We start from the raw sequence: 13,860 nt of genomic DNA, 5'->3' as shown, positions 1-13,860 counted from the left end.
GAATGTGAGGATCTGCCAAGGATCGGCCAAGGGGAGTGCACATCTTGATAGACCCTCATCGGGAGGACAGCGCGATCGCGGCGCTCGCCCGTGTCGACGCGCTCCACTCGGCGCTGACCCAGATCGTGCTCGAGGGCGGCGACCTGCGGGGCATCGCCGCGGAGGTGGCCCGGGTGCTGGGCGTCGGGGTCATGGTGACCTCCAGCGACGGCCGCGAGTGGGCCGGCGCGATGCCCGACGACCAGCGGGCGCTGCTCGTCGCGGAGGACCTCGTCGACGACACCGGCCGGCTGCGGGTGGAGCGGATCGGCCCCTCGGGCTCCCCGGCGGGCGCCGGCGAGGTGCGCTCGCTGCGCGTCGCGGCGAGCGGGGTGGACCTGGCCCGGCTGGTCTGCCTGCGCCCGGAGGCCCCGATCGACTCCGACGACATCCACGCCCTCGAGCGGGCGGCCGCGGTGGCGGCGCTGCTGATCACCCGCGAGCAGGCGGTGACCGCCGTCGAGAACAAGTACCAGGGCGACTTCCTGCGCGACCTCTTCCTGCGTCGCGCGGGCGATGCGGACTACGTCGCCGAGCACGCCGAGACCTTCGGGTGGGAGCTGCGCCGTCCGGTGGTCGTGGTCGTCGCGGCGATCGACCCGCTCGGCGCGGACGAGCCGCCGGTGTCGCGCGCCAGCCAGCGCTCGTGGCAGGAGCGCTTCGCCGCCGCCTGGAGCCAGGTGACCCGCAGCCTGGACCCCGGCATCCCGTGCGTCGACTTCACCTCCGAGGTGGTGGCGCTGCTGCCCGTGGAGCTCGGGCCGAACCCGACGTCGGAGGGCTACCCCGGCGAGGACGTCGTACGACGCACGATCACCGCGGTCACCGGCGACCGCGGTGGCGGGCGCCGCCCGTTCTCGGTCGGCGTGAGCCGGGTGGCGGCCAGCGTCGACGCGCTGCCGGAGGCCTACGCGCAGGCACGGCGCGCGGTCGAGATCGGCCACCGCGTGCACGGCGGTGCCTCGACGACGTTCTTCGACCAGCTCGGGCTGCACCGGCTGATCGCGCTGGTCCCGGACCCGGCCGAGCTGCACGCGTTCACCCGCGACGTGCTCGGCCCGCTCGCCGAGACCACGCCCGAGGCGGCCGACCTGCGCGAGACCCTCCAGGTGCTCATCGACACCAACTTCAACGTCGCCGAGGCCGCGCGCACGCAGTTCTTCCACTACAACACGATGCGCTACCGGGTCTCCAAGCTGGAGCGGCTGCTCGGGCCGCTCTCCTCCGACCCGCACCTGCGCCTCGACGTCGCCGTCGCGCTGCGGGTGCTGGAGATCACGACCTGACCTCGCCTCGGGACGCGTGGAAATCCGCGCAGGCGCGCCCGCCAACCTTTGCCAGCGACTCGGGCTTCCGTTAGGCGAGTGTCGCCGTCGATGGTGTGTCCTGGACCTCACTACGTTGGCAGACCTCGGGGCCAGCCGCCACGAAGAGATGAGGGACAGCGATGTCGATGTTCAAGTGGGATCTCGTCGATCCCGGGCCCGGTGAGGCGGTCGCGCCGCACCAGCGCCTCGCCTGGGGCAAGACCGTGGGCCTCGGCGCCCAGCACGTCGTCGCGATGTTCGGGGCGACGTTCGTCTTCCCGATCGTGATGGGCCTCGACGCCAACCTCGCGATCATGATGAGCGGCGTCGCGACCATCTGCTTCCTGCTGATCGTCAAGGGCAAGGTGCCGAGCTATCTGGGCACGTCCGCCGCGTTCGTCGGCGGCGCGACCGCGATCTACTCCTACTCCGGCGAGGGCGGCCCCGGCGGCCCCGCCGACGTGACCGGAGCGATCCTGGTCGCCGGCGTGGTGCTCGCGCTGGTCGGCGTGGTCATCCACTTCCTGGGCGCGGACGCCGTCAACGCGGTGCTGCCGCCGGTGGTCACCGGCGCCGTGGTGATGCTCATCGGCTTCAACCTGGCGCCGGTCGCCACCCAGACCTACATGCCTGCCGACCCCTGGGTCGCGATCATCACGATGGCCGCCGTCATCTTGATGGCCGTCGGCCTGCGCGGCTTCCTCGGACGCGTCGCAATCTTCCTGGGCCTGATCTTCGGCTACGTCCTCTCCTGGGTCTTCGACCTGGTGTTCGGCAAGACCTCGCTGCCGGTGCCGAGCAACCCCGACCCGGGCCCGCACAATCGCGTCGACTGGTCGGGGGTCACGGATGCGGCCTGGTTCGGCTTCCCCGGACGCACCGAGGGCGGCCTGGTCGGCAACCAGAACCTCGCCGGCAACCTCGACGCCGTGGGCTGGCACACCCCCGCCTTCTCGATCACCTTCGTGCTGCTGGTGCTGCCGGCCGTGATCGCCCTCGTCGCCGAGAACGTCGGCCACGTCAAGGCGGTCTCGGAGATGACCGGCGCGGACCTCGACCCGGTCATGGGACGCGCGGTGGGCGCCGACGGTGTCGCCACCGTCATCGCCACCTCGGTCGGCGGCTCGCCGACCACGACGTACGCCGAGAACATCGGCGTCATGGCCGCCACCCGCGTCTACTCGACGGCCGCCTACTTCGTCGCCGCGCTGGTCGCGATCCTGCTCGGTCTGGTGCCGAAGTTCGGGGCCATCGTCAACGCGACCCCGCCGGCCGTCCTCGGCGGCATCACCCTGGTCCTCTACGGGATGATCGGCCTGCTCGGTGCGAAGATCTGGCGGGAGAACGGCGTCAACTTCGCCAACCCGGTCAACCTGGTGCCGATCGGCGCTGGAATCATCCTCGCGATCGGCGAGGCACAGCTGAAGTTCACCGACGACTTCGTCCTCACCGGCATCGCCCTCGGCACCCTGGTGGTCGTCCTCGGCTACCACGTGGCCCGCCTCGTGGCGCCGTCGGACCGTGACGACGGCGCGGTGATCACCGTGGGGCGTCCCGGCACCAACGTCGAGGACCACGCGGCACCCCACCACCACGACCACAAGCACTGATCGCTGCCGAAGGAAACCGTGAAGCCTGCTCCGTTCGCCTACCACCGACCGACCACCCTCGCCGAGGCTCTGGAGACCCTCGCCGGCGAGAGCTACGCGAAGGTGCTCGCGGGCGGACAGAGCCTGGTGCCGCTGCTCTCGATGCGCATCGCGGCACCGCACGCCCTGGTCGACATCAACGCGATCCCCGGCCTCGACACCATCGAGGTGTCCGAGGCCGGGGTCCGCGTCGGAGCGCTGGTGCGTCACGCCGACCTGCTGGCCCACCCCGACGTACGACGGGTGCAGCCGCTGGTCCCCGAGGCGCTCGCCCACGTCGCCCACGCCACGATCCGCAACCGCGGCACCACCGTCGGCTCGATCGTCCACGCCGACGCCGCCGCCGAGATGCCGGTGGTGCTGAGCCTGCTCGGCGGCTCGGTCGAGGCCGCCTCGACCGCGGGCACCCGCACGATCCCGGCCGGGGATCTGTTCCTCGGCCCCCTGGAGTCCGCACTGCGGCCCGACGAGATCGCGACCTCGGCGTTCTTCCCCGCGCTGCCCGCCGGGGCAGGGGTGGCGTTCGAGGAGATCTCGCGGCGCCAGGGCGACTACGCCCTGGCCGGCGTCGCCGTTGTCGTGCACGGCGAGAGCGTGCGCGCGGGCTTCGTGTCGGTGAGCGACGTCCCCACGGTCGTCGACCTCACCGGCGTCCCTGACGACGAGCTGGGCGAGGCCGCACTGGCGCACCTCGACCCGGCCGAAGACATCCACGCCACCGCCGACTACCGCGCGCAGCTCGTGCGCACCCTGGTCCGGCGTGTGGTCACCAAGGCTCGGGAGGCTGCGGCATGAGCGAGGAACTGCACCGGATCCGACTGAGCGTCAACGGGGTGACCCGGGAGGTGGAGCTGCCCGCGCGACGGCTGCTCTCCGACGCGCTGCGCCACGACCTCGGTCTCACCGGCACCCACGTCGGCTGCGAGCACGGCGTCTGCGGGGCCTGCACGGTGCTCGTCGACGGCCGGCCCGTGCGCGCCTGCCTGATGTTCGCCGTCTCCGCGGTCGACACCGAGATCACCACCGTCGAGGGGCTCACCCGCGAGGACGGCTCGCTCGGGCCGGTCCAGCAGGCGTTCGCTGAGTGCCACGGGCTGCAGTGCGGCTTCTGCACCCCGGGCTTCCTCACCACCGTCACCGCCTGCCTGCGCGAGAACCCCCACCCCTCGCACGACGAGGCCCGCGAGATGGTCGCCGGCAACCTGTGCCGCTGCACCGGCTACCAGAACATCGTCAAGGCCGTCGAGCGCGCCGCCGAGCTCGCCGACCCCCAGCACGACGACCAGCACGACGACCAGCACGACGACCAGCAGTCCGACGCACCCGTGGAGGTCCAGCCGTGACCACCAAGCTGATGGGCCAGAAGGTCCAGCGCACCGAGGACCAGCGCTTCCTGCGCGGCCAGGGCCGCTACGTCGACGACGTGCACGCCCACCCGACCACGCTGCACGCCGCGGTGCTGCGCAGCCCGCACGCCCACGCCCGCATCGTCGACATCGACGTGTCCGACGTCCTCGACGTCGAGGGCGTGCACGTGGTGTGGACCTACGAGGACCTCGGCCCGCTCTCCCCGGAGATGGCCGAGCCGCTGCCGCTGCTGATCCCGCACCCCGACCTCACCCAGGGCCGCACCCAGTACGCCCTGGCACGCGATGAGGTGAACTACGTCGGCGAGGCCGTCGCGTTCGTGGTCGCCGAGGACCGCTACATCGCCGAGGACGCGCTCGACCGGATCCAGGTGACCTGGGAGGTGCTGCCGGCCGTCGTCGGCATCGAGGCCTCCCGCGCCGCCGAGCACCTGGTCCACGAGGACGTGCCCGGCAACGTCGGCGCCCGCAGCGAGCAGAACACCGGCGACGTCGAGGCCGCCCTGGCCCGCGCGCCGCACCGCCTCCAGCTCGAGCTCGACATCGAGCGCAGCGCCTGCACGCCGCTGGAGGGCCGCGGCACCGTCGCGCGCTGGGACGCCGACACCAACCGCCTGCAGGTGTGGACCTCGACGCAGACCTCGACCGGCGTGCGCGCCGCGGTCGCGGTCAAGCTCGGTCTCGACCTGGGCCAGGTCGACGTGATCACCCCCGACGTCGGCGGCGGCTTCGGCGTCAAGGTGATGCACCCCTGGCCCGAGGAGCTGCTCGTCCCGCTCGCGGCCCGCCTGCTGGGGCGCACCGTGAAGTTCACCGAGGACCGCCGCGAGCACTTCATCTCCTCGGCCCACGAGCGCGGCCAGGTGCAGCACATCGACGTCGGCTTCGACGACGAGGGCCGCATCCTCGGCCTCGACGTGATGTTCTGGCACGACCACGGCGCCTACACGCCGTACGGCCTGATCGTCCCGATCATCACCTCGACCCAGCTGCTCGGGCCCTACAAGCCCGAGGTCTACCGGGTCGTGTTCGAGTCGATCTACACCAACACCGTCATCGTCACGCCGTACCGCGGCGCCGGCCGCCCGCAGGGCTGCTTCGCGATGGAGCGGACGATGGACAAGATCGCGGCGTACCTGGGCAAGGACCGCACCGAGGTGCGCGCCGCCAACTTCATCCAGCCCGACGAGTTCCCCTTCGACCAGGGCCTGATCTTCCAGGACGGCCGGGAGCTGGAGTACGACTCCGGCGACTACCCCGCCTCGCTGGAGAAGCTGAAGAGGCTGATCGGCTGGGATGAGTTCCCCGCTCTGCGCGAGAAGATGGCCGCCGAGGGCCGCACGGTCGGCATCGGCCTGGCCTGCTACGTCGAGGGCACCGGCGTGGGCCCCTACGAGGGCGCCCACGTGCACATCGAGACCAGCGGCAAGGTCAAGGTCGCCACCGGTCTGACCACCCAGGGCCAGGGGCACGCCACCGTCTTCGCCCAGCTGGTCGCCGACGAGCTCGGGGTCCGCTTCGAGGACGTCGAGGTGGTCACCGGCGACACCCGCCGGATGCCGTACGCCGTGGGCACCTTCGCCTCGCGCGCCGCGGTGATGAGCGGCTCGGCGATCCACCTCGCGGCCAAGCGCGCCAAGGAGAAGGCGCTGCGGATCGCCGCCGACGCCCTCGAGGTCGACGAGGCGGACCTGGAGATCGTGGACGGCGTCGTGCAGGTCAAGGGCTCGCCCAGCACCCGTCTCGACCTCGGCACCGTCGCGGTGCTGTCGAACCCGCTGCGCTACGCCTTCGACGAGGCGTCCAAGGCCGCGACGCAGTTCGCGGTCGGCGACCCCGGCAAGCCGCCGGTGGCCGAGGACGACGAGCCGGGCCTGGAGGGCAAGGACTTCTACAGCCCGCAGCGCGCGACGTTCGCCTCCGGCATGCACGCCGCCATCGTCGAGACCGACCCGGACACCGCCGAGGTCACGATCCTGCACTACGCCGTGGTCCACGACTGCGGCCACCTGATCAACCCGATGATCGTCGAGGGCCAGATCCACGGCGGCGTGGCCCAGGGCATCGGGGGAGCGCTCTACGAGCGGATGGCCTATGACTCCTCCGGCCAGCTGCTCAACGCCTCCTTCATGGACTTCCTGATGCCCTACGTCACCGAGATCCCCGACGGCATCGACATCGACCACCTCGAGACGCCGAGCCCGCTCAACCCGCTCGGCATCAAGGGCGCGGGCGAAGCCGGGGTCATCCCGGTCAGCGCGGTCGTGGCGGCCGCGATCGAGGACGCCGAGGGCTTCCCGATCACCGCCATGCCCATCTCGCCCTCCGACCTCCACACCCTGCGTCAGGAGCACACCTCGTGAAGATCGCCGGTTCCAACGTCATCGCCGCCCCCGTGGAGCGGGTCTGGGACTCCCTGCTCGACCCGGCCGTGCTGGTCGCCACCATCCCGGGCTGCGAGCGGCTCGTCGCCACGGGCGAGAACGCCTACGACATGACCGTCACCGCAGGCGTCGGCGCGATCAAGGGCACCTACACCGGCACCTGCCGGCTCTCCGACCTCGACCAGCACCAGTCGCTCACCATGCACCTGCGCGGCAGCGGCGCGCCCGGCACCGTGGACGCCGCGGTCGCCGTACGGTTCGGCGCCGCGGACGGCGGCACCGAGGTCGCCTACGAGGCCGACGCCACCGTCGGCGGCATGGTCGGCGGCGTCGGCCAGCGGATGCTGACCAGCGTCTCCAAGCGGATGGCCGCAGAGTTCTTCGGCAACGTCGAGAAGGCGATCACCTCGGGTCTGCCCACCGCGGCGACGCCTGCCCCGGCCGCGGCGGCTCCCGCAGAGCAGGGCGCCGCAGCGGCCCCGGCCGCCCAGCCCGCCGCCCAGCCCGGTGTCTTCACCGCCCCGGCCAAGGCGGCAGCCTCCGGGTCCACCGAGGAGTTCGTGAAGGGCATCGGCGTCGGTGCCGGCCTGGTGCTCGTCGGCGTGGTCGCCGGGGCGCTGCTCGGCCGGCGCCGGTGAGTGACCCGGTGAGCGATCCGGTGAGCGCGCCCGTGCCAGACCTCAGCGTCGACTCGCCGGCCCGCGACATGCTCGCCGCGCTGCGCGCGCGCAGCATCTCCGCGCGCGAGCTGCTCGAGCTGCACCTGGACCGGATCGCCGAGCGCAACCCCGAGATCAACGCGATCGTCTCCCTCGACCCAGACCGCGCCCGCACGGCGGCGGCCCAGGCCGACCAGGCACTGGCCGCAGGGGAGGAGGTCGGCCCGCTGCACGGGCTGCCGTTCGCGGTCAAGGACACCCATGCCGTCGGCGGCTGGCGCACGACGTACGGCTCGCCGCTGTTCGCCGACCACGTGCCCGAGGCCGACGAGCTGATCGTCGAGCGGGTACGCCGCGCCGGTGTGGTGCTGATGGGCAAGACCAACGTGCCGGAGTTCGCGGCCGGCTCACACACCTTCAACAAGGTCTTCGGCGTCACCCGCAACCCCCACGACCCCGGGCGCTCCGCCGGCGGGTCGAGCGGGGGAGCGGCGGCCGCGCTGGCCTCCGGGATGGTGCCGCTCGCCGACGGCTCCGACATGGGCGGCTCGCTGCGCAACCCCGCGTCGTTCTGCGGGGTCGTGGGGCTGCGGCCCAGCACCGGCCGGGTGCCGGAATGGCCGCTGTACAACCAGTGGGAGTCCACCTCCACCGGCGGGCCGATGGCGCGTGACGTGCGCGACCTCGCGCTCCTGCTCGGGGTGCTGGCCGGACCCGACCCGCGCGCGCCGCTGGCGCTGCGTGAGCCGGGCACGCTGTTCGCCGAGCCGCTGCACGGGAGCCTGTCCGGCCTGCGGGTCGCGCTCTCGGTCGACCTCGGCGGCGCCTTCGAGGTCGACCACGAGGTGGCCCGGGTGGTGCGGGACTCCGCGGCGGTGTGGACCGCCGGCGGGGCCCACGTCGAGGACGCCCACCCCGACCTGCGCGAGGCCGACGACACCTTCCGCACCCTGCGCGCCTGGCACTTCCAGGCCAAGCTCGGCCCGCTGCTCGCCGCGCACCCGGGCGAGCTCAAGGAGTCCCTGGCCGCCAACATCGAGGCCGGCGCCCCGCTCAGCGGAGCCGACGTGGCCCGGGCCTACACCCAGCGCACCACGCTCGCGGAGCGGATGCGGGTGTTCTTCGAGCACCACGACGTGCTGGTGCTGCCGGTCTCGCAGGTCCCGCCGTTCCCGGTCGACCAGGAGTTCCCGACCGACATCAACGGCCGTCCCCAGGAGACCTACCTGGACTGGATGCGCTCGGCGTACTTCATCACCGTCACCGGCTGCCCGGCGATCTCGCTGCCGGCCGGCCGCACCGCCGACGGGCTCCCGGTCGGCATCCAGGTGGTCGCCCCGCACGGCGGCGAGCGCCGCCTGCTCGAGATCGCCGCCGCCTTCGAGGACCGGGTCCGCCAGCGGGGCTGATCCGCGCCCCGGCGAGATAGTCCGCCACACAGGGGTCGTGTTTCGCGCGAATCACGACCCCTGTGTGGCGGACTATCGGCGACCCCGGAGACCACCTCGCCGCCGCTGAGCAAGATCTGCCCGAGAATCGCCGATCCGTGGGCGATTTCTGACATGGCTCGGGAGCGGCGCGACGGGCTTGAATCGACCCATGCCCGACGCGACGACCCCAGCGCAGCGCCGGATCCGGATCGGCATCGACACCGGTGGCACGTTCACCGATGTCGTGGCCCTCGACGAGGATTCCGGCGACCTGGTCACCACCAAGACCCCGTCCACCCCCAGCAACCCCGCCGACGGCTTCATGGCCGGCATCGAGAAGGTCCTCGGCCTGCTCGGACTGCCCCAGGGCCAGGGCGACGCCATCGCGGCCGTCAGCCACGGCACCACCGTCGCCACCAACCAGCTCCTCGAGGGCAAGGTCGACCGGCTCGGCTTCATCACCAACACCGGCTACGAGGCGATGCTCGAGATCGCCCGCCAGTCCGTGCCCGACGGCTACGGCAACTCCTACTTCTGGGTCAAGCCCGACCGCATCGTGCCCCGGGACCTGGTCCAGGGCGTCGAGGGTCGTCTCGACTTCACCGGCGAGGAGGTGCGCCCCTTCGACACCGAGGGCGCGCGCCGCGTGGCCCGCTGGTTCCGCGACCGCGGCATCAACACCCTCGGCGTGTGCTTCCTGCACGCCTACGCCAACCCCGAGCACGAGGAGCGCATGCGCCAGGTGCTCGCCGAGGAGCACCCCGACGCGGTGGTCTCGGTCAGCAGCGAGGTGCTGCGCGAGTACCGCGAGTACGAGCGGGCGATGACCACGCTGGTCGACGCCGCCGTCAAGCCGCGGCTCTCGGCGTACGTCAACAACATCGCCCAGCGCCTGAACTCCTACGCCGGCGAGCGCCCGGTGCCGTTCTACGTGATGAAGTCCAACGGCGGCGTGCTCTCCGCGGCCGAGGTCGTGCACCAGCCGATCACCACCGTGCTCTCCGGCCCGGCGGCCGGCGCCCTCGGCGCGGCCCTGATCGCCCAGGTCGCCGGCTACGACAAGGTGCTGACCAGCGACGGCGGCGGCACCTCCACCGACGTCTCGGTCGTCATCGGCGGCGAGCCGACGCTGACCACCGAGGGCTCGGTCGGCGCGTTCCCCTCCAAGATCCCGATGATCGACGTGGTCACGGTCGGTGCCGGCGGCGGCTCGATCGCCTGGCTCTCGCCCGAGGGCACCCTCAAGGTCGGCCCGCACTCGGCCGGCGCCGACCCGGGCCCGCTGTGTTACGGCAAGGTCGGACCAGAGGAGGGAGCGGTCACCATCACCGACGCTCATCTGGTCCTGGGCCGGATCCCCCCGCACCTGCTCGGCGGTGAGATCCCGCTCGACGTCGAGGCCGCCCGCGCCGGCATCGAGGCCCTCGCCAAGGAGCTCGGCCTCACCCCGGAGGCCTGCGCCACCGGCATCCTCGAGATCTCGGCGTGGAACCAGGCCAACGCGCTGCGCCAGGTCACCGTCAAGCGCGGCCTCGACGTGCGCGACTTCGCGCTGGTCACCTTCGGCGGCTCCGGCTCGCTGCTGCTGTGCCGCCTGATGGACGTGCTCGGCATCCCGACCGTCCTGGTCCCGCCGAACCCGGGCAACGTCTCGGCGTTCGGCCTGCTCACCGTGGACGTCAAGAACGACTACGTGCAGACCCACGTGCGCCTCGCCGAGGCGCTCGACCCGGCCACCGTCACCGGCGTGTACGACGAGCTCAGCGGCCAGGCCGCCGTGGCGCTCGAGGGCGAGGGCTTCGGTCCCGAGGTGCGCTCGTTCGTGCGCACCGCCGACCTGCGCTACTTCGGCCAGGCCTTCGAGGTGCGGGTCCCGGTCCCCGAGGGCGACCTCGACGCGGCCGCGCTCCAGCAGGTCGCCGACGCCTTCCACGCCGAGCACCGCGCGCTCTACGGCTACGACTTCTCCGCCGACCCCAGCCAGCAGGTCGAGTGGGTCAACCTGCGCGTCTCGGGCATCGGCCCGATCAAGCGCCCGGAGATCGCCCGTCACCCGCTCGGCGACGGCGGCCCCGTCGCGGAGCGCAGCCGCCGCGAGGTCTGCTTCGAGGCCGAGACCGGCCACGTCGACACCCCGGTGCTGTGGCGCCCCGACCTGGCCCCCGGCACCGTGGTCCAGGGCCCGGCGATCATCGAGGAGTTCGGCTCCACCGTGCCGCTGCACCCGGGCTTCTCGGCCCGCGTCGACGAGCACCTCAACATCATCGTCACGAGGGAGAGCAACTGATGTGCACCTGCAACGTCGGCGTGACCGCCACGCCTGACGCGCCCGTGCCGAACGAGGGCGGGAGCCGCCGCGCGCCCACCCAGTTCCCCTTCGGCCCGCTCACCGCGGACTCCGGCGCCAGCGCCGACCCGGTGCTCGTCGAGATCGTCCAGGGCTCCCTGGCCGCGGTCGAGATGGAGGTCGAGACCGCCATCGGGCGCACCTCGCGCAGCCCGATGATCCGCGACGCCCACGACTTCCGGGCCGGTATCCACGACCGCTTGCTGCGCAAGCTCACCGGACGCTCCTACTCCGCGCTCGTGCACCCGATCGCCCGGGACTTCCCGATCGAGGAGATGCGCGAGGGCGACGTCTTCTTCCACAACGACGTCTACCTCTCCGAGGGCGGCATCGGCCACCTGCCCGACCTCTGCGTCACGGTCCCGGTCTTCGCCGGTCCCGAGGACGAGCGGCGCGTGGTCGCGTTCGTGCAGGCCTTCGGCCACCACGACGACATCGGCGGCGCGGTCCCCGGCTCGATGCCGTCCGCGGCCACCAGTGTCTTCGAGGAGGGCCTCGCGGTCCCGCCGATCCGGCTGTGGGACGCCGGCGTGCCCAACCGGGCGGCGCTCAGCATCATGACCCGCAACTCCCGGATGCCGGACTCGCTGGCCGCCGACCTGGATGCCGAGTGCTCGGCGTGCCTGATGGGCGCGCGCCGCCTCGGTGAGCTCTTCGACCGCTACGGCATCGAGACCGTGGAGTCCTGCTTCGACGCGATCATCGAGCGGACCACCGCGACGTACCGCCGCGAGATCCTCTCCAAGATCCCCGTCGGCTCGTGGGTCTGGGAGGACTACGCCGAGCACGACGGCGTCGAGGAGCCGCAGCTGCACACCCAGCGGATCACGCTGACGCGCACTGCGGCCGACGACCCCGAGGGCGAGCGGCTGATCATCGACTTCGACGGCACCGGTCCGCAGGCGAAGGGCCCGATCAACCACTGCGGTGACTACAGCGACGGCGTCTTCCTCAAGAAGTGGCTGGCGCCGATCCTGCGCAACCTCGCCGACACCCCCGAGCGGATGGCCGAGCTCGACGTCAACGAGGGCATCGTGCCGCTCATCGAGATGCGCTTCCCGCCGCCGGGCACGCTGCTGACGCCGGTCTTCCCGGCGCCGACCAACGCCCGCACGTTCGTGATCCTGCGGCTGCTCGGCGTGCTGGCCGGCGTGGTCGCCAAGGCCGTCGACGGCAAGATGCCGGCCGACCAGGAGACGATCCGCTACACCGGCGTGTACGGCGACGACCTCGACGGGCGTCCCTACCTCATGCGCGAGGTGCTCGGCGGCGGCTCGGGTGGTCGCTACTACGCCGACGGCGAGGACACCATCCACGTCGTCCCGGACAGCCGCAACCTGCCCAGCGAGTTCACCGAGGCCCGCTTCCCGTTCCGGGTCGAGTCGCTGAGCCTGGCCGTGGACTCCGGCGGCGCCGGCAAGTTCCGTGGCGGCCTGGGCTATGAGAAGCACATCCGCATGCTCAAGGACGCGCACTTCATGTCCATCGCGGACCGCTCGATCCTGGCCTGCTGGGGCGTGAAGGGCGGCAAGGCGGGGCGGCCCTTCGAGGTCACCATCGACCCGGGCGGCCCGAACGAGCGCGAGGTCGACGCCCTCGCCGACGCCGAGGAGATCAAGGCCGGCGAGGTGGTCCGGATCCGGACCACCGGTGGCGGCGGCTGGGGCGACCCGCTCGAGCGCGACCCCGAGCTCGTGGTGCGCGACGTGGTGTGGCGCAAGGTCTCCGAGCACGCCGCGCTCGGCGACTACGGCGTGGTGCTCACCGGCTCGCTGGAGGACGACACACTGTCCTACGACGCCGCGGCCACCGAGGCCGAGCGCGCCGCGCGGGCGTCCGAGCAGGGTGCGGAGGAGCCGTTCTTCGACCGCGGGCCGGGCTACGCCCACCTCGCGTCCGGGGCGCAGTTCGCCGCCGTGGACCTGGTCTGAGACCAGGGTGATGACACGCGTCGCGGTCCTCGGGGGACACGGCAAGACCGGACGATCGGTCCTTGCCGCCCTCGAGGCCCGCGGCGCCATCGGTGTGCCGCTGGGCCGTGCCGACTGGCCCGACCTGGCCGGCGCGCTGCGCGGGTGCGACGCGGCGTACGTCGTCGCGCCCAACCTGCACCCCGACGAGCCGGCGTACGTCGCCGCGGCGATCGAGGCCGCACGGGTGGCGCGGGTGCCCCGGATCGGCTACCACTCGGTGGCCTCGCCGTACGCGCCGGCACTTCCGCACCACGTCGGCAAGGCCGTGGCCGAGGACCTGGTGCGCCGCTCCGGGCTGGCCTGGACGATCCTCCAGCCCGGCGCCTACCTGCAGAACCTCGACCTCACCGGCCCGGTGCGCCTGGCCTACCGCGCCGACGCGCCGTTCGGGTTCGCCGAGCTGCGCGAGGTCGGCGAGGCGGTCGCCACGGTGCTGCTGGAGCCCGGCCACGAGGGCGCGACCTACGAGCTCGCCTCCCGGCGTACCAGCGTCGCGGAGCTGGCCGCAGAGGCCGGCGTCGAGGTGGAGGTTGTCGGCCCGCGGCAGTGGGCCGCCACCGACGGCGCGGCCCTCGGCGAGCGCGAGCGCGAGTGGCTGCTGGCGATGTTCGACTACTACGACCGGCACGGCCTCCCGGTGGGCACGCTGCCGCTCGCCGCGCTGCTGGGCCGGGACGCGGAGGCCACCCGGCGCGCATGATGGCC

At 72.5% G+C, this 13,860-nt stretch carries 10 protein-coding genes; all 10 read left to right on the top strand.

Annotated elements, in window-relative coordinates; all coding sequences use genetic code 11:
• Positions 1 to 35: 35 nt before the first annotated feature.
• The gene (locus HBO46_RS15015) at positions 36 to 1,325 is read left to right on the top strand and encodes a PucR family transcriptional regulator (protein ID WP_166133126.1); all 1,290 of its coding nucleotides are present in this window, start codon (positions 36 to 38) and stop codon (positions 1,323 to 1,325) included.
• A gap of 161 nt (positions 1,326 to 1,486) precedes the next feature.
• Positions 1,487 to 2,956 (top strand): uracil-xanthine permease family protein, encoded by a 1,470-nt coding sequence (locus tag HBO46_RS15010; RefSeq protein WP_166133124.1) that lies wholly within the window; start codon positions 1,487 to 1,489, stop codon positions 2,954 to 2,956.
• An 18-nt stretch (positions 2,957 to 2,974) separates the two neighbouring features.
• Positions 2,975 to 3,790, top strand: a complete 816-nt coding sequence (locus HBO46_RS15005; protein WP_166133122.1) for an FAD binding domain-containing protein — start codon at positions 2,975 to 2,977, stop codon at positions 3,788 to 3,790.
• A complete protein-coding gene (locus HBO46_RS15000; RefSeq protein ID WP_166133120.1) occupies positions 3,787 to 4,338 on the top strand; it encodes a (2Fe-2S)-binding protein in 552 nt (183 codons plus the stop codon). Before HBO46_RS15005 ends, HBO46_RS15000 begins: the two co-directional genes overlap by 4 nt.
• Positions 4,335 to 6,725 carry an aerobic carbon-monoxide dehydrogenase large subunit gene (gene cutA, locus HBO46_RS14995; RefSeq protein ID WP_191480160.1) on the top strand — a complete coding sequence of 797 codons (2,391 nt, stop codon included), beginning with the start codon at positions 4,335 to 4,337 and terminating at the stop codon, positions 6,723 to 6,725. The genes HBO46_RS15000 and cutA overlap by 4 nt, the downstream gene beginning before the upstream one ends.
• Positions 6,722 to 7,384 carry an SRPBCC family protein gene (locus tag HBO46_RS14990; RefSeq protein WP_166133118.1) on the top strand — a complete coding sequence of 221 codons (663 nt, stop codon included), beginning with the start codon at positions 6,722 to 6,724 and terminating at the stop codon, positions 7,382 to 7,384. Before cutA ends, HBO46_RS14990 begins: the two co-directional genes overlap by 4 nt.
• 20 nt (positions 7,385 to 7,404) lie before the next feature.
• Positions 7,405 to 8,814: an amidase gene (locus tag HBO46_RS14985; protein ID WP_224769112.1), complete on the top strand. Its 1,410-nt coding sequence runs from the start codon at positions 7,405 to 7,407 to the stop codon at positions 8,812 to 8,814.
• A 190-nt stretch (positions 8,815 to 9,004) separates the two neighbouring features.
• A complete protein-coding gene (locus HBO46_RS14980; protein ID WP_166133114.1) occupies positions 9,005 to 11,122 on the top strand; it encodes a hydantoinase/oxoprolinase family protein in 2,118 nt (705 codons plus the stop codon).
• Between the two features lie 20 nt (positions 11,123 to 11,142).
• Positions 11,143 to 13,113, top strand: coding sequence for a hydantoinase B/oxoprolinase family protein (locus HBO46_RS14975; protein ID WP_224769110.1), 1,971 nt, complete (start codon positions 11,143 to 11,145; stop codon positions 13,111 to 13,113).
• A gap of 10 nt (positions 13,114 to 13,123) precedes the next feature.
• Positions 13,124 to 13,855, top strand: a complete 732-nt coding sequence (locus HBO46_RS14970) for an SDR family oxidoreductase (RefSeq protein WP_166133112.1) — start codon at positions 13,124 to 13,126, stop codon at positions 13,853 to 13,855.
• Positions 13,856 to 13,860: the final 5 nt, after the last annotated feature.

The sequence above is a fragment of the Nocardioides ochotonae genome, assembly GCF_011420305.2.
Classification (GTDB): domain Bacteria; phylum Actinomycetota; class Actinomycetes; order Propionibacteriales; family Nocardioidaceae; genus Nocardioides; species Nocardioides ochotonae.
The sequence above is the reverse complement of the archived record's forward strand: the minus strand, read 5'-3'. Positions and strand labels throughout refer to the sequence as shown.

Coding starts and splice junctions, on each gene's coding strand:
- HBO46_RS15010 (WP_166133124.1), top strand. CDS start 1,487: ATGTCGATGTTCAAGTGGGATCTCGTCGATCCCGGGCCCGGTGAGGCG.
- HBO46_RS15000 (WP_166133120.1), top strand. CDS start 3,787: ATGAGCGAGGAACTGCACCGGATCCGACTGAGCGTCAACGGGGTGACC.
- HBO46_RS14980 (WP_166133114.1), top strand. CDS start 9,005: ATGCCCGACGCGACGACCCCAGCGCAGCGCCGGATCCGGATCGGCATC.
- HBO46_RS14970 (WP_166133112.1), top strand. CDS start 13,124: ATGACACGCGTCGCGGTCCTCGGGGGACACGGCAAGACCGGACGATCG.